General features: G+C 63.5%; 14 protein-coding genes. 7 read left to right on the plus strand and 7 right to left on the minus strand.

What is annotated here, in order from left to right; all coding sequences use genetic code 11:
- Positions 1-51: 51 nt before the first annotated feature.
- Positions 52-471: a winged helix-turn-helix transcriptional regulator gene (locus MB84_RS03555; RefSeq protein ID WP_046290782.1), complete on the minus strand. Its 420-nt coding sequence runs from the start codon at positions 469-471 to the stop codon at positions 52-54.
- 165 nt (positions 472-636) lie between these two features.
- Here MB84_RS03555 and MB84_RS03560 point away from each other — a divergent pair, with 165 nt between their 5' ends.
- Positions 637-1,638 (plus strand): LLM class flavin-dependent oxidoreductase, encoded by a 1,002-nt coding sequence (locus MB84_RS03560; protein WP_046290783.1) that lies wholly within the window; start codon positions 637-639, stop codon positions 1,636-1,638.
- Positions 1,639-1,713: 75 nt separating this feature from the next.
- Here MB84_RS03560 and MB84_RS03565 read toward each other — a convergent pair whose 3' ends face one another.
- Together MB84_RS03565 and MB84_RS03570 are read right to left on the minus strand one after the other, a co-directional pair.
- On the minus strand, positions 1,714-2,982 hold the full coding sequence (locus MB84_RS03565; protein WP_046290784.1) for an NAD(P)/FAD-dependent oxidoreductase: 1,269 nt from the start codon (positions 2,980-2,982) through the stop codon (positions 1,714-1,716).
- 121 nt (positions 2,983-3,103) lie between these two features.
- The gene (locus tag MB84_RS03570; RefSeq protein ID WP_046290785.1) at positions 3,104-3,937 is read right to left on the minus strand and encodes an aldo/keto reductase; all 834 of its coding nucleotides are present in this window, start codon (positions 3,935-3,937) and stop codon (positions 3,104-3,106) included.
- Between the two features lie 648 nt (positions 3,938-4,585).
- On the opposite strand from MB84_RS03570, the gene MB84_RS03575 reads away from it, so the two are divergent.
- Both MB84_RS03575 and MB84_RS03580 read left to right on the plus strand, forming a co-directional pair.
- Entirely contained in the window at positions 4,586-5,806 is a 1,221-nt protein-coding gene (locus MB84_RS03575; RefSeq protein WP_046289972.1) for an ISL3 family transposase, read from the plus strand.
- Between the two features lie 31 nt (positions 5,807-5,837).
- The gene (locus MB84_RS03580; RefSeq protein WP_046290786.1) at positions 5,838-6,410 is read left to right on the plus strand and encodes a cytochrome b; all 573 of its coding nucleotides are present in this window, start codon (positions 5,838-5,840) and stop codon (positions 6,408-6,410) included.
- 77 nt (positions 6,411-6,487) lie between these two features.
- Here the strand turns inward: MB84_RS03580 and MB84_RS03585 are convergent, their stop codons facing one another.
- The 3 genes from MB84_RS03585 to MB84_RS03595 form a co-directional block, all read right to left on the minus strand.
- A complete protein-coding gene (locus MB84_RS03585; protein WP_245725474.1) occupies positions 6,488-8,695 on the minus strand; it encodes a TonB-dependent receptor family protein in 2,208 nt (735 codons plus the stop codon).
- Positions 8,696-8,895: 200 nt separating this feature from the next.
- Positions 8,896-9,420 carry a DUF2946 family protein gene (locus MB84_RS03590; RefSeq protein ID WP_052652913.1) on the minus strand — a complete coding sequence of 175 codons (525 nt, stop codon included), beginning with the start codon at positions 9,418-9,420 and terminating at the stop codon, positions 8,896-8,898.
- 321 nt (positions 9,421-9,741) lie between these two features.
- The gene (locus MB84_RS03595; RefSeq protein ID WP_046293368.1) at positions 9,742-10,443 is read right to left on the minus strand and encodes an OmpW/AlkL family protein; all 702 of its coding nucleotides are present in this window, start codon (positions 10,441-10,443) and stop codon (positions 9,742-9,744) included.
- Between the two features lie 184 nt (positions 10,444-10,627).
- Between MB84_RS03595 and MB84_RS03600 the strand changes: the two genes are divergently transcribed.
- The 4 genes from MB84_RS03600 (at position 10,628) to MB84_RS03610 (ending at position 15,651) form a co-directional block, all read left to right on the plus strand.
- Positions 10,628-13,201, plus strand: a complete 2,574-nt coding sequence (locus MB84_RS03600) for a penicillin-binding protein 1A (RefSeq protein ID WP_425415900.1) — start codon at positions 10,628-10,630, stop codon at positions 13,199-13,201.
- A gap of 49 nt (positions 13,202-13,250) precedes the next feature.
- On the plus strand, positions 13,251-13,412 hold the full coding sequence (locus MB84_RS29770; RefSeq protein WP_157122625.1) for a hypothetical protein: 162 nt from the start codon (positions 13,251-13,253) through the stop codon (positions 13,410-13,412).
- Positions 13,413-13,587: 175 nt separating this feature from the next.
- Positions 13,588-14,451, plus strand: coding sequence for a class I SAM-dependent methyltransferase (locus tag MB84_RS03605; RefSeq protein ID WP_046290788.1), 864 nt, complete (start codon positions 13,588-13,590; stop codon positions 14,449-14,451).
- Positions 14,452-14,625: 174 nt separating this feature from the next.
- Positions 14,626-15,651: an NAD(P)-dependent oxidoreductase gene (locus tag MB84_RS03610; RefSeq protein ID WP_052652916.1), complete on the plus strand. Its 1,026-nt coding sequence runs from the start codon at positions 14,626-14,628 to the stop codon at positions 15,649-15,651.
- On the opposite strand, the gene MB84_RS03615 is transcribed toward MB84_RS03610, so the two are convergent.
- Entirely contained in the window at positions 15,566-16,285 is a 720-nt protein-coding gene (locus MB84_RS03615; protein WP_046293372.1) for a glutathione S-transferase N-terminal domain-containing protein, read from the minus strand. The two genes, MB84_RS03610 and MB84_RS03615, sit on opposite strands and share 86 nt — an antisense overlap.
- Between the last annotated feature and the right edge of the window lie 117 nt (positions 16,286-16,402).

Genomic DNA, 16,402 nt, shown 5'->3' on the forward strand with positions numbered 1-16,402 from the left:
AGAGTACGGTTGCAGCAGGTACGCAGTTTGCGCTGCAACATAACCACTGTCTCAGATAACCGTGAAATGGGCAACCTCGTCATCGGTGCCACCGCCCGCCAGGTCCTGCGACGGTTTGCCACGACGCAGACTCAGTTGCGCGAGCACGTCCGCGTGCTGGTTGCCCCAGCGGTACAGCATTTCGATCGGCTCGATGAAAAGCTCGCCGAGCGGCGTCAGCGGGTATTCGACCTTGGGCGGCACGACGGGATACACCTCGCGGTGAATCAGGCCGTCGCGCTCCAGTTCGCGCAGCGTTTGCGTAAGCATCTTCTTCGAAATGCCCGGCAGACGGCGCTGAAGCTCGCCTGTACGTGTCGTGCCGCACTGCAACGCGTAGAGCACCATGCTCGTCCACTTCACGCTGAAGAGCTCCAGCACGCGACGCGGCACGCAGGTTTCCTCGAAAACGAAGGGTTCGGGTTTGCTCATGGTAACTAAATGGTGACTATTCAACTAAAAGGTGCCTACTGGGGATTTTGACCCTTCGTCACTATACTTTGGCACGATAGTACGCGTCACCTGGAGTGCGCCGATCAGACGAGATCAGGCATCGACCGACCGGGGTGCGACGCGCGCAAGCTAACGGAGAACTCCATGAGCAGTTTGTCGAAAACAGCCATCTCGATGCTGGATCTGGTGCCGGTGCGCGCGGGCGGCACGGTGGCTGAAGCCCTGAAGCAGTCCACGGAACTGGCCCAGCATGTCGAGCGTCTGGGCTTTACGCGTTTCTGGCTTGCGGAACACCACAACATGGATGGCATCGCCAGTTCTGCCACCGCGTTGCTGATCGGGCACATTGCCGACAAGACGTCGCGCATTCGCGTCGGTTCAGGCGGCGTGATGCTGCCGAATCACCCGCCGCTGGTCGTCGCCGAGAACTTCGGCACGCTCGCCGCGCTGTACCCGGGACGCATCGACCTGGGCCTCGGACGCGCGCCGGGTGCCGATCAGGCGACGATGCGCGCATTGCGACGCGACCGTCTCGGCAATGGCGACGACTTTCCGGAACAAGTGGCGGAGTTGCGCGCGTTGCTCGCGCCGGCGCAACCGGGGCAACGACTGGTCGCCACGCCGGGCGCGGGCAGCGACATTCCCGTGTGGTTGCTGGGCTCGTCGCTTTACTCGGCGCAGCTCGCGGCGCATCTAGGGTTGCCGTACGCCTTCGCATCGCACTTCGCGCCGCGTTTCCTGTTCGATGCGATTCGCATTTATCGCGAGATGTTCCGCCCGTCGGCCGTGCTCGACAAGCCGTACGTGATGGTCGGCGCGCCCGTCGTCGCAGCCCCCACGGACGAGGAAGCGAAATTCCTTGCGACGTCGTCGCAGCAAAAGATCCTCGCGCTGATGCGTGGGCAGAGCCTGAAGTTGCAGCCGCCGGTGAACGATATGGACGAGCGTTGGGATCCGGCGGAGCAGCACTCGGTGGAGGCGTTCCTCGGCGTGGCCGTCGTCGGCGGGCCGGAGCGAATCAAATCGGGCCTGTCCGATCTCGTCGAACGCACGCAAGCCGACGAACTGATGCTCGTGACCGACATCTACGATCCGGCGCTGCGCTTGCGTTCGTGCGACATCGTCGCGTCCGTCTGCAAGGACTGAGCGCTGATTGGGCGCAAAGGCGATGCCGCAGACGGTGCCGGATGGGGGACGCGTGGGGCGGGCGCGCCGGATGCGCTAGCGGAATCGCCCGATGGAGAACGGTGAGAGGTCGATTGACGGCCGCTCGCCGCTCACCAGCCCCGCGATCGTGCGTCCGGTCGAGGCCGCCGCCGTGAGACCCACGTGGCCGTGTCCGAAGGCATAAAAGGCGTTCGGCACTTTCGACGCAGCCCCCAGTACCGGTAGCGAATCCGGCGTGCTCGGGCGAAAACCCTGCCAGCGTGCGCCGTCGACCGACTGCGTCGACTTCACTCCCGGCACCGCGCCGGGGAACATCTTGTGAAGCTGGCCCAGCAGCAGATCGGCACGTCGCCAATTCGGCGGCGCTTGGAGCCCTGCCAGCTCCACCGTGCCCGCACCGCGAAGGCGGCCGTTCATCGGCGTCGCAAACAACTTCCCTTCCGCCCACATCACGGGACGCGACGGCATCTCGTGTGGCGTCGGAATCTCCACGTGATAGCCGCGCTCGGTGTCGAAGACGATGCTGTCGCCCAACTGCCGCACGAAGGGGGCCGACCACGCGCCGGCCGCGACGACGACGGCGCTCGCGGCTTCGCGTCCCTTGTCCGTATGCACTGCAACGGCCTGTGCACCGTTGGTCTCGATGGCTGTCGCCGCCGCATCGACGAGGCGTCCGCCTCGCGCCACGACCTGAGCGGTCAGACGCGCCACCAACGCACCCGGATCCGAGGTGTGCCCCGTCTCGCTGATATAACGCGCGCCGATGAAATCGTTCGATAGCGTGGGTTCGAACTCGCGAAGCGCGCCGGCGTCCAGCGTTTCGATCTGCACGCCGTTGTCACGCCGCAAGGCCATGCCACCTTCGTCGCCTGCCATGCCGTTCTCACTGGAGTAGGCAATGAGATACCCGCGACGGGTCACGAGATCGTTGGCGTTGGCATCGTCGAGCAGGGGTTGATAGGCGTCGAGTGCCGGGCCGAGCAGGGCGCGCAACGCGCGTGCCTGTTGGGCGACCCGTGCGGGCCGACTCGCCGCGATAAAGCGCATCAACCACGGCACCATACGTGGCAGGTAGCCCCACCGAAGCACCAGCGGCCCATCCGGTTGCATCAGCCATCCCGGCACTTGCCAGAGCACACCCGGCATCGCGATAGGGACGACGGACGAACCATTGATGCACCCGGCATTGCCCAGCGACGCCGCCTGACGCGTCGACTGCCGGTCGACGAGCGTCACGGCGTGCCCCGCGCGCTGAAGATATGCGGCGGTACACACGCCGACCAAACCGCCCCCGATAACGACGACGGGACGTGAATCGCTCATGAAGACGTCCTGCGAAAATTCGAAAACGTCTAGTGTACTGCGTCAGGCCTGCGCGACCGAGCGCCCTCAAAATCCCGGTGCGTTCTCCAGGCCATTTCCCGATCAGGGCGCAGATCCGGCATCAAATCATTTCCAGCGGACGTTTGCGGGACGGCGCTTCGAAGTGGTGATCGAGCAGATTCAGTTCCTCGTCGCTCAGCTTGATGTCGTGCGCCGCACGGTTCGCACGCACATGGGCCTCGGACCCGGCCTTCGGGATAGCGATGACGCCGGGACGGCTCAGCACCCAGGCCAGCGCGATCTGAAGCGGCTCGACGTGACGCTTGCGTGCGATCTCGCTAAGGACCCCATTCGTCGGTAAGCGCCCTTGTTCGATCGGCGAGTAGGCCATCATCGGCAGCCGATTCGTCGCAAGCCAAGGCATCAGATCGTATTCGGGGCCGCGTCGCGAAAGATTGAACAGCACCTGATTCGTCGCGCATGCTGTGCCGCCCGGTGCGTCGAACAACTCGTCCATGTCGTCCAGATCGAAATTGCTCACGCCCCATTGGCGGATCTTGCCCGCGTCGACCAGCGCTTCGAAACCGGCGATGGTGTCTTCGAGCGGAACATCGCCACGCCAATGCAAGAGGTACAGGTCGATGCGGTCGGTGCGCAAACGCTTGAGGCTTCGTTCGCACGCCGCGATGACGCCACGTTGCGAGGCGTTATGCGGATACACCTTGCTCACGAGAAACACCTCGTCGCGCAAGCCGTCAAGCGCTTCGCCAACGAGGCTTTCCGTCGCGCCTTCGCCATACATCTCGGCGGTATCGACCAGCGTCATGCCGAGCGAGACGCCCAGACGCAACGCGGCGATCTCGTCGCGACGGCGCTCGGGTTTCTCACCCATCATCCATGTGCCCTGCCCGAGCACCGGCACGGTGTCGCCTTGGGGGAAAGTGATGTTTCGCATGATCTGTCCTCCTGGATTTTGATAAACATTATCTGCCTGCAAGTCGAGCCGTGACCAGTGCTGTGAGGGCTTCACGCAACACTTCAAGGTGTCGTCCTATCTTTTGGATCGGATTCGTCCTAGTCACGGTGCAGACATTGCCGCTTCTGCATTCGTGTACCCATTCTCTCGGATAGTTCACAAACCTTTCATCGCTGCGACGCGATAGGCTGATCTCACCGATGCACATTGCGAATGTTGCTCCGCAGCGAGACGGCTCGGTGATGGCTCCTGCGATGTGTGTCGGACCTTGTCGAACGATGCGGACGAAAGAGCGGAAGGAGAGAAAAAGAAAGCCCCGCGAGCGGGGCTTTAAAGGCCGGCCGGGCGTGCGCCGGCCAAGGAGGTTCATCGATGTGGCACCGCAGCGAGTCTGTGCGCCGAGGGGATATTGTCGGCACAGTCGGCGAATCGATGGGGAGGAGGAATCCGAATGTCGAGGAGAATTTTTGCGTAACAAAATGTGACGATTTGCGGCCTGTTCGCGGCATGAGGCGGGCGCGATAATAGGACCCCGCTAAAAAAAGGTTCATCGCGCAATAGCGTGGAGGGATTTGACAAGTTTTCGTACTCTTGATGGCAGGAATTTGCCATCAGGAGTGCGTGGAGATGCTGGATCGCAAGCTGCTGGAGTCGCTGGGAGGCTGGCAGGGCTATGCCGTCGAACGCGTGGAGTGGCCCGAGGGCACAGGGCGCACGCTGTCGATCTATTTGAAGCCAACCGCCAAGGTGATGCTGTGCGAGCAGTGCGGCGCACGATGTCGCCAGGTCCATGAGACCACGGTGCGCCGGGTGCGAGATCTGCCGTTATTTGAGTACCGGGTTGTTCTTCATGTTCCACGCCGGCGCTTGTTGTGTGAGCAATGCGGTGGCCCGCGCCTGGAGCGGCTTACTTGGCTGGGTCGCTACCAGCGGGTGACGGATCGGCTTGCGGCGGCCTGCAGCCAATTGCTGCAATCGAGCAACGTGCAGGCGGTGGCGAGGTTCTTCGAGCTGGGTTGGCATACCGTCAAGACGCTGGACAAGGCCCGGCTCCGAGCGTCAGTGCGCGAACCGGATTGGTCCAGGATCGAGTATTTAGCGATGGACGAGTTCGCCCTGCATAAAGGGCATCGGTACGCGACGGTAGTCGTCGATCCGATCAGCAGGCAGGTGCTGTGGATCGGCCCAGGACGCTCACGCGAGACGGCTCGGGCGTTCTTCGAGCAATTGCCGCGTGGGGTCGCCCAACGCATCAAGGCCGTAGCCATCGACATGACTACGGCCTACGAGTTAGAAATCCAGGCCCACTGCCCACGGGCGGAGATCGTCTATGACTTGTTCCATGTCGTGGCCAAGTACGGACGAGAGGTCATTGATCGGGTGCGCGTGGATCAGGCCAACCAACTGCGCCAGGACCGTCCCGCGCGCCGGGTCATCAAATCGAGCCGCTGGCTGTTATTGCGCAACCGCGACAAGCTAGACCGGCAGCAGGCCGTCCGGCTCGACGAATTGCTGCAAGCCAACCAGCCGCTGCTGACGGTCTATGTCCTGAGGGACGAACTCAAGCGGCTCTGGTTCTACCGAAGACCTGCCTGGGCAAAACAAGCCTGGCACCACTGGTGCGAGCAGGCCGAGCAAAGCGGAATAGCCCCCTTGAACACCTTCGCTCAGCGTCTGAAAGGCTATCTGCATGGCATCCTGGCCAGATGCCGACATCGTCTAAACACCAGCATCGTTGAGGGCATTAACAACACTATCAAGGTCATTAAGCGGCGCGCCTACGGCTACCGAGACCAGGAATACTTCTTCCTCAAAATCCGCGCCGCCTTCCCCGGTAATGCTCAATGAACCTAAAAAAAGTAGAGGAGTCCCCCCCGAGATGGCCAAAGCGATCAAGTTCCACTCACTCGACTCACCGCTCTCTTCCGCTCAGCGCTACGCACCGCCCGCGATTTTTTTTCACTGGCTGGTGGCGCTGCTAATCGTGATGGCGTATGCCGCTGTGATCACGAAGGGATATCTGCCGAAAGGCAGTGCGCCGCGAGTGCTGAGCATGGCGATCCACGAGTGGACGGGAATTGCCGTGCTGGTCGTCGCCGTGCCGCGTTTGCTCTGGCGTCTGATCAAGGGGTCGCCGGGGCCGCTGCCCGGTCAGGGATGGCTTGTACGCATGGGGTCGTCACTCGTGCATCTGCTGCTTTACCTGTTTATCTTCGCGCAGCCGGTGCTGGGCTATCTCACGCTGAATGCAGGCGGGCATGTGCTGACGATTCCGGGGCTGGATATCGCGCTGCCGCAGGTCATCGGCAAAGACGACGAAATGCGTCGCTCCATCAAGCAGATTCACGAAACGCTGGGAAGCGCGTTCTACTGGGTGATCGGTTTGCATGCGTTGGCAGCGTTGTGGCATCACTATTTCCGTCGTGACGACACGCTGCGTCGCATGCTGTGAGGATTCGATCCGAGCGGATGAGGGCGACGCGAGAGAATCGCGCGCCCGAAGTTTTTTCGAGCGCGCGTGTGGTTTGATCAGAACGCGACGCGAACACCGGCAAACACGCTGCGGCCGTCTCCCGGGTAGAACACGGCAGTGTTGGCCGTGCGTGCGTCGGTGACGGTGCTGAAATCCGATACATAACGCTTGTCGGTCAGATTGCGCGCATCGACATAGAACGTCACGCCTCGCTGGATCAGATACGACGCCTGCAAGCCGATCAGTGTGTAGCTGGGCACGCGCATCGTGTTGGCGTAATCGACCCACGCGCCAGTGGGCACCCAGTCGAGGGACGCCGCGATCTGGAATCGATTCGACAGCGCATAGCCGAGCGTTGTCCGCAGCACATTGGTCGGCACGCCTGCAATGCGGTTGTTGCCGTATTGCGGATCGTCACGGAAGCGGAAGTCGCTGTAGTTCCAGATCTGCGTCAATGTCACGCGGTCGCCGGTGGTCGCCACGTTCTTGAACAGGTCGACGGACGCGCCGATTTCAAGACCCTGAAGCACGGTCTTGTTCGCATTGAAGGTCGATGCCGGCACGTCGGGAGACGTCGTGTACTGGAGCAGTTGGTCGCGCACGATCGAACGATAGGCTGTGACGTCCCATGCCACGCGATCGAGCTTGCCGCGTGTGCCGACTTCGATCGTCCACGCATGTTGCGATGCCAGCGGCACGAATCGCGACGTCGCCCCGAATGTCTGCGACAGATCGGTGAAGTCGGGCACGTCGGCGCTACGGGTGATGTCGATAAACGCCTGAACGTCCTTGCGCGGCTCCCAGAGAAGGCCGATCTTGGGATTCACGCCGGAGTAGGCGGCGCTGGTGGAGCGATAGTTGACGTCGCCGGGTACGCCGCCGTAATCGATGTACTGACGCACGTCGCGGTACGCCTTGGCGCCGACCATGAGCCCGAGCGTCGGCAGGAAGAACAGGCGGTTCTCGAAATACGCCTCGTAGTTGTAAGCGCTCTGGCGGGCGTCGAGCGTCTGGGCACCGCGATTGCCGTTCACGTTGACGTATTGATCGGCCTTCGTATTGCCACCGAAGAAGCGCGCACCCACGATCAGGTCGTTACGCATGCCCGCGAGCGTGAGGTTCGCCGCGTAGCGGGGAGCTACGCCGTAGGTCCAGCCGTCCTGATCGATGACCTGGAAGATCGGGTGATACAGGCTCTTGTGAATGACCCACGACGCGATATCGAGCTGGCCGACGTCGAAACGAATCGTGGTCAGGTTGCCCAGACGCTCGGTGCGGGTGTTACGCGCCTGATCGCCGGCGACTGCGGAAGCCGCGGCCTTGGTGGGATTGTTGAGCGCGTCGAACAGCGACAACGTGCCCGGCAGCTTCTGATCGACGATGTACGCGCCGAAGAAGAAACGCGTTTCCACGCGCGGCGAGAATTTGTAGCCGATGTTCGCGTTGATCTGGGCATAGTTGCCTTTCGCGTGATCGCGATAACCGTCGGACCGGTTGAGCGTCACGGTCGCGAGCGCATCGAGCGGCCCGAAGATGCGCGACATCTGTCCGCTCGCGCGAACGGTGCCGAAGCTACCGCCTTCGAGCCGGAACTGGTTGGGGGCCTCTGCCGTGTAGGCCGTGGGCGTGACGAAGTTCAGCGCACCGCCCAGTGTGGTTGAACCGTAGGTGAGGCCGTTGCCACCCTTGTAGACCTCGGTGGAGCGCAGGCCCATCGGGTCGATCTGATAGTAGTCGCCGCTGCCATCGGCCGAGTTGGTGGGAATCCCGTCCTGCAGGAGTTCGAGGCCGCGTACGTGATAACCGCGTGCGATACCGGAGCCGCGAATCGACACGCGTAGCTCCTGCCCGTAGCGATTCTGGACATACACACCGGGGCTGTCCTTCAGCACGTCGCGCAGGTTGAACGCGTAGGTGTTCTGGTAGCTGTCGGCGTCAACGAAGCCGACCGATCCGGCGGTCTGGAAAAGGTTGGCCTTCTGCTCCTCCACATTGGGGGACGTGAGCGACTCTGCCGGGGCGCTCACGTGGGTGACGGGCAACGTGGCGGTAGGCGTGGCGGGTGCGGTCGTCGCGGCGACTCCGGATGTGTCTGCGGCAAGGACCGTTGTGGCCACGGGGGCCGCAGGATTCACGGCAGCGGCGCCCGCCAGGGCGACCGAAGCTGCGGGGTTCGATGTGAGTGCGTGTGCTGCGCTGCCTAGCGAGGCGAAGGCGAGCGCGATGGCCGCTTGCAACGGCTTCTGCGTCATGAAACGTGACATGAATGTCTCTCTCGCGACCGAATGACGGCCGCCTGATGATCGTGAGTGTCGAACGTGTGCGTCGACGGCCCGGTACGCATGGCGAGCCACACGTTCGCGAGACGAGCGCGAACGTCAGGGCCAGCCGGAAGGCACGCAGCGCAAAACGGGTTCGACGGGAACCACCGGCATTGACGGTCAATGGCCGGAAGGCGGGAGGATCAGACGGCGAGGGACGGTGGCGCGCGGGCTAGGGCGTCGGAGAAACGGGCGCGCGGGAAATGCGGTATCGGCGCCCGGGGGGCGGCAACGATACCCGCCGACGCGACAGGCGGGGGGAGCTGGAAGGCAGTGGTGACGAGCGGCTGATGCGTCCACAAGGCGCAATAACCGCACTTTTCCCAATGATCTGCCGAGTCGAGCGAGTGGCCGACGTTGCCGTGCTCGCTATGCAGTCCGGTGACCTCTGCCTGAGCGGGAGGTACGGGATGAGCACGATGCGCGGGCGGCGCCTGCGCGTCGTCATGGCCGCTGTGGCCGTCATGCGCAGGTTCGCGTTGGGCGACGGCGCGCGCGGTGGTGTTCGTGCCCAGCGAGGCCTGCGTGCCCTGCACCGTGCAGTAGACCGCAAACGGATCCGCCTGCATGGCGGCGCGCCATTGCGCAATCGCGGGCATGAGCGCAGCCAGCAGGATCGCCAGCAGGGCGATCCCGATTGCGACGCGATGCTGACGAAGCTTGCGCATGCTGGGCCGGATCGGAATAAGCGGATTAAGCGGATTAAGCGGATGAACGAAAAATACGGGAATCGCCGGGCCGTCTGGCGGCTCATCCTGCGAGCGCATCTCACGGTTACGTCATAAGCTCATCACGTAATCGGATAACCGCGACGGCAAAGACGCGGCTCAGGCGGCGCTCGGGAAAGGAGGCATTGTAGGGTGTCTTGTCGAGGGGCGTAAATGCTTTGCGTTCGCATGTAGGGACGGCGCGACAATTTGCCGCGTCGTCCGTTGGAACCAAAAAAAAGGCGCCGCGGCCCCCCGGCACGTGGCGCCCCACACCGGATATCAGAACTTCATGCCAACGCCGACGCCGACGATCAGGGGATCGATATGCAACGTGCCGAGGTCGGTGCCCGCGAGCGACGTATCGGTCTTCATCCAGATCTTCTTGATGTCGATGTTGAAGAAGAGGTTTTTCGTCATCTGGATGTCCACACCGGCTTGCAGCGCCGGTCCCACACTGTGGTTCTTGATCGAGATGGGCGTGCCGCCTGCATTGAGGTTGCTATTCCAGAAGCGCGTGTAATTGATGCCCGCGCCGACATAGGGACGCACCTTCCCTGCGTGGTTGAAGTGGTATTGCAGCAGCAGTGTCGGCGGCAGCACGTTTACGCCGCCGAGATGCCCGAGGCTCGACGTGAGTTGATGGCGCGACATGCCGAGAATGAGTTCGACGCCGACGTTGTCGAGAATCATGTACGTGAAGTCGAGTTCCGGCACGATGGCGTTGTTGACGGTGACGCCCAGCGTCGGCAGAACGCTGCCACTCGCATGCGAGTCCGGCATGATGCCGATGGCGCGTACGCGCGCGAGGATGTCGCCTGCGTAGATGCCCTGCGAACTGTCCTTGATGAACCCGAAGGTCTTCGTGGTGGCCGCATTGTCGGTGGCCGGTGCCGTGCTTTGTGCGAATGCGGATGCGCTGGAGAGGGCGGCACCGATAGCCAGTGCGGCGGCGAGAGCCGTGGCGCCGAGGGAGTGCTTCATGATGTTGTCCAAAGTCGTGAGAGAGCACGACCGATGGTAGAAGCACGATGCGCTGCGGAACTTGATGCGCGTCAAGCCAGAGGCAGCGCGCACGCGTGATGCGACAAACTGTCGCGCGCCGCGGTTTTGGTAGGATGCGGACTTTGCCACGCATTCCCCCATCGTGAAGCGCCCGATTTCGTCGCTGTTTTCTTCGCTGCTGCACGCCGTCGCCCAAGCGGGTCGGCGGGGTCTTCGCCTTTTGCAACCGCTCTGTCCGTATGCGGCGCGCGCCTGGCATCACCTGCGCCATCCCACGCGTCGCGGTGTGCTGATCGCCATGGCAGCGCTTCCTGGTCTGCTCGTCGCTTACACGCTGATTCTGATTCCGTTCACGCCGAGCATTCGCGACATTCGCCGGGCAAAGGTCGACCAGCCTGCGCAGGTCCTGTCTGTCGACGGGAAACTGCTGGCCGAGTTCCGGCCGTCGAATCGCGAGTGGGTGGCGTTGAAGGACATCTCGCCCAACGTCGTCAAGGCGCTCGTATCGACGGAAGATCATCGCTTTTACGAACACCATGGCATCGATTTGAAGCGTACGGCGGGGGCGGCGCTGCGCACGTTCTCCGGTGATCGTCAGGGCGGCTCGACGATTACGCAACAGCTCGCCCGCAACTTGTACCCGGACGACATCGGTCGCGCCCCCACGCTCACGCGCAAACTCAAGGAAGCAATCACCGCGCTCAAGATCGAGGCGCTGTACACGAAGCCCGAGATTCTCGAGACCTATCTGAACACGGTGCCCTTCCTGTACAACGCGTATGGCATCGAAATGGCCGCGCGCACGTACTTCGATAAGTCCGCCGATCAGTTGGACGTCGTCGAAGCCGCTACGCTCGTTGGCATGCTCAAGGGCAACAGCTATTACAACCCGGTGATCAATCCCGAGCGCGCGCTGCAACGCCGCAACACGGTGCTCGCGCAGATGGTGAAGTTCGGCGACCTCGACGCGTCGAAGCTCGCGACGCTGCAAAAGCGGCCTTTGCGTGTCGACTTCGAACGTCAGACCGAAGCGCCGGGGCCTGCACCGCACTTCGCACAGCAATTGCGCAAGTGGCTGATCGGCTGGGCGGATCGCAACGACTACAACATCTACTCGGACGGTCTCGTGGTGCATACCACCATCGACGCGCGCTTGCAGTCGATGGCGACCCAAGCGCTCACGCGTCAGGCGAATCAATTGCAGGGCATTGCCGACGCGAATTGGTCGGCACGCGGCGGTTGGCGCGACAGTACGGCGCTGGTCCAGTCGTTCGTGCGCGAGACGGCGGAATACCGCAATGCCGTGGCCAGCAGTGAAGCGCCCGAAGCGGCGATGAAGCGTCTGTTAGCCGACAAGACGTTCATGCAAAACCTGCGCACGACGAAGACGCGCGTTCAGGCCGGTTTCCTCGCCATCGATCCGCGCACCGGCGAAATCCGCGCGTGGGTCGGCAGCCGCGACTTCACGACCGATCCTTTCGATCACGTGCAGCAGGCGCGTCGTCAGCCGGGCTCGACGTTCAAGCCGTTTGTGTACGGCGCGGCCTTCGTGAAGGGACGCAAGCCGGACGACACCATCGTCGATCAGGTGGTGGAGATTCCGCTCGCCGGCGGCGAAATCTGGCGACCCAGCGACGACACCGCGCCGACCAACAAGCCGATGAAACTCGCCGATGCGCTGGCGCAGTCGCGCAACACCGTCACGGCGCAGTTGATGCAGGATGTCGGGCCGTCGCGCGTGGTCGGTCTTGCTCGCGCGATGGGCGTGCGCGAGAGCAAGCTCGACCCGGTGCCGTCGCTGGCGCTGGGCACGAGTCCGGTCTCGCTCAAGGAGATGGTCGCGGCCTACGGCACGATCGCCGATGGCGGCGAGTATCGCGAGCCGACAATGGTCACGCAGATCACGAACAGCGAAGGCGACGTGCTGGCGACGTTCTCACCCGCGCGACCCGAGCGCGCGCTCTCGGAGAACGACGATTACACGCTGCTCGACACCATGCGCGGTGTCATCAATCGCGGGACCGGCAATGCGATTCGCACGCGCTTCGGCATTCGGGCCGACGTCGCGGGCAAGACCGGTACCACGCAGGACAACGCCGACGGCTGGTTCATTCTGATGCAGCCCCAACTGGTGGCGGGCGCATGGGTCGGCTTCAACGACAGCCGCATCACGTTACGCAGCGATTACTGGGGGCAGGGCGCACACAGCGCATTGCCGATTGTCGGGGATGTCGTCTCGCGTGCGTTGCGCGCAAAGGTCATCGACGGCAGCGCGAAGTTCGAAGCGCCTGACAATCACCACTGGTACAGCGACTGGTGGACGCGCGCCTCGGACTGGGTGACGGGCCTCTTCGCCAGGAAGCCGGAGCCCAAGCCCAAAGCGCCGGTCAAGCGGCAGGCGCCGTCGCCTGCTCCGGCCCCCGCGCCATCGATCTCCACGCCGGATGCTGCCAGCGACAGCGGGCCTTTGCCCGTGCCGGTCGCATCGGCGGTGCTCGCTCAGCCGCAATACACGCAACCCGCCCCCCCATCCGCGAGTTCTCCGCAAGGCACGACCATCCCGGGCGTGCCGGGCGAGTGGAACGGACCGGGCGGTTCGTCCGGGGCGGGGTCGGGTGGGGCATCGATACCGGTCACGCCGTCGGCACCGTCCGGACCCTCAACGTCGCTTGGCGGGATCGTGCTTTCCCCGTCGCCCGCACCGCAAAGCCCCGCCCCCTCGGCCCCCGCACAGTAACGTCGACACCATCGAGGCGCTTCGTCGACGCGATGCGGCCGGGTGCGTCGTGCTGGGCGAGCCGTCCTACTACGGACGGTTCGGGTTCCGCGCAGACCCGTCCTGGCGTTTGCCGGACGTGCCCGCCGAGTATTTTCAGATGACGCATTTCGACGGCCCGATGCCGACCGGTACAGTCGCCTATCACGACGCGTTCAACGCCACCGCGTGAGTCGTTGCCAGCGCCGGGTGGCAGGTAATCGGGCAAAAAGCTCTTGACCTAAAGTCGACTTGAATTGCGACACTGCACGACATGCGCCATGCCGGGGGAAGTTCGGGACATCGCGGGGATCGACCGACGTCCGCATTGGCATGCGCCTCCATCGTATCGACATGAGAGATGCCAAATGACCGACAACGCCAATCACGACCAGTCCGAACTCTGGAACGGCCGCTCGGGCAGTGCATGGGTGGACAACCGTGCCGCGCTCGACCAGATGTTCCTGCCGCTCGCGCGGTTTCTTATCGACCGCGCGCGCGAAGTTGCGCAACAAACGCCTTCGGGGCGCCTGCTCGACGTCGGATGCGGCACAGGCGGCGCAACGCTCGCGTTGTCCACCGCGCTGGGCCGTTCCTGGCAACTCACGGGGGCCGACATCTCCGCACCGATGATCGAGACGGCGCGCACGCGCGCAGCCCATGCGCGTGCGCCGGTCGAGTTTCTTTGCGCCGATGTGCAGACGCATGGGTTTGCGCAAGCGCACTTCGATCTCATCGTCTCTCGACTTGGCGTCATGTTCTTCGACGATCCTGTCGCCGCCTTCACAAATTTGCGCGCGTGCGCTCGCCCGGGGGCGGCGCTCCACGCGCTCGTGTGGCGAGGCCCGTCGGAGAATCCGTTCATGACCGTGGCCGAGCGTGCCGCCGCGCCATTGTTCTCCGGTCTGCCGCCCCGACAGCCGGGTGCGCCGGGACAGTTCGGCTTCGCGGATCGCGAGCGCGTCGCGTCCATCTTGTCTTCGGCAGGGTGGGAGGATGTCCGGCTTGAGCCCGTGCACTTCGACTGCACGTTCGCGCAGGCCGACTTGCGCGATTACGCGTCGCGTCTCGGGCCAGTAGGACTGGCGCTGGCCGGTCTCGATCCGGCAAAGCGGGCGCACGTCGTAGACGCGATCGTCGACGCCTACGCGCCATTCGTCGCGCAGGGCGAGGTGCGCTTCACCTCGGCATGCTGGCACCTTCGCGCACGTGCACCGTCTGGCGACGTCTGACGTCACCGCGCGTCATCCACATCGCTTTGATAGGTCTGGCCGATCAACCGATCGGTCAGAACGATTTTCCAGACGAAACGCATACACCGATTATTGGCCTCAATGCAGCGACGCTAACGACGCCAGCGTCGCCAAGCAGACATCTTGCAGATAACCCTTCAGGAGCGAGACACCATGGCCAAGATTGTTTGTGTACTGTACGACGACCCCGTTACCGGCTACCCGAAGACCTACGCCCGCGACGATCTGCCGAAGATCGAGTGCTACCCCGATGGCCAGACGCTGCCCACGCCGCGTGCCATCGACTTCCAGCCGCGCGCGTTGCTCGGTAGCGTGTCGGGCGAACTGGGGCTGCGCAAGTATCTCGAATCGAACGGCCACGAACTCGTCGTGACCTCGAGCAAGGACGGCTGGAACATCGCCGACTGCGTCGAGCGCTCGTACGATCTGGGCACGGTGGCAGCAGGGCGTATCGGCTTGCGCGTGCTGCGGCTGATGAAGCCGTTCGGCACGCATCTGCACTACCTCGATCGTCACCGTCTGCCGGAATCGGTCGAGAAGGAACTCAACCTCACGCATCACACGAGCCTTGAGAGCCTTGCCAAGGTGTGCGACGTGGTCACGCTGAACTGCCCGCTGCACCCGGAAACGGAGCACATGATCAACGCCGACAGCCTGAAGCACTTCAAGCGCGGCGCGTACCTGATCAACACGGAGCGCGGCAAGCTGTGCGACCGCGACGCCGTCGCGGCGGCGCTCGAAAGCGGCCAGCTCGCGGGCTACGGCGGCGACGTCTGGTTCCCGCGACCGGCACCGTCCGATCACCCGTGGCGCAGCATGCCGCACCACAGCATGACCCCGCACATCTCGGGCACGAGCCTGTCGGCGCAGACACGTTACGCCGCCGGTACGCGTGAAATCCTGGAGTGCTACTTCGAGAACCGTCCGATCCGCAACGAGTACCTCATGGCTGTACCCGCCGGGTCGTCGGTCCGACGTCCCGCGGGGGCGTACCTCCTCGTGCAACATCGCGATCTCAAACCGGTGCGTCGTCTCGATGCACCGGTCTTTTTTGGGCGTCGCGGGTCGCACGTCACGTCAAATCACGCCGCGCTCAGGCAGGACGCTTCGGAATCTCCAGCCCGCGAATCACCGCCGGACGCGCCACAAATGCCCCCAGCGCGCGCTGCACGTGCTTGAACTGATCGAAGCCAACGAGATCGCCCGCCTCATAGAAGCCGACGAGATTGCGAACCCACGGGAACGTGGCGATATCGGCGATGGTGTATTCGTCGCCAATCAGCCACTGGTGGTCGGCCAGACGCGCATCGAGCACGGCGAGCAGGCGCTTCGACTCGGCGACGTAACGCTCGCGCGGACGCTTGTCCTCGTAGTCCTTGCCTGCAAACTTGTTGAAGAAGCCCAACTGGCCGAACATCGGGCCGACGCCGCCCATCTGGAACATCACCCATTGCAGCGTCTCGTAACGCGCGGCCGGATCGACGGGCAGCAGCTTGCCGGTCTTCTCGGCGAGGTACCAGAGGATCGCGCCCGACTCGAACAGCGGCAGCGGCTTGCCACCGGGACCGTTCGGATCGAGGATCGCGGGAATCTTGTTGTTCGGGTTGAGCGAGAGGAATTCCGGCGTGAGCTGATCGTTGGTCTGGAAATTGACCAGATGCACCTCGTACGGCAGCCCGATTTCTTCGAGCATGATCGACACCTTCACGCCGTTGGGCGTGGGCAGCGAATACAGTTGCAGACGTTCCGGGTGCGCGGCAGGCCACTTGCGCGTGATCGGAAACTGGGACAACTCGGCGGATTGATCGGACATGGGGATCGACGCATTCGGGATGAGCGGCCAACAGCGCCGCGGGACGCCCAATATAACGCCAAGCGTGCGGACGTGCTGGCGCGTGCACCGTCGACGTCGTTGCATGCAGCGCAGTTG

Source organism: Pandoraea oxalativorans, from assembly GCF_000972785.3.
GTDB classification, from domain to species: Bacteria; Pseudomonadota; Gammaproteobacteria; order Burkholderiales; family Burkholderiaceae; genus Pandoraea; species Pandoraea oxalativorans.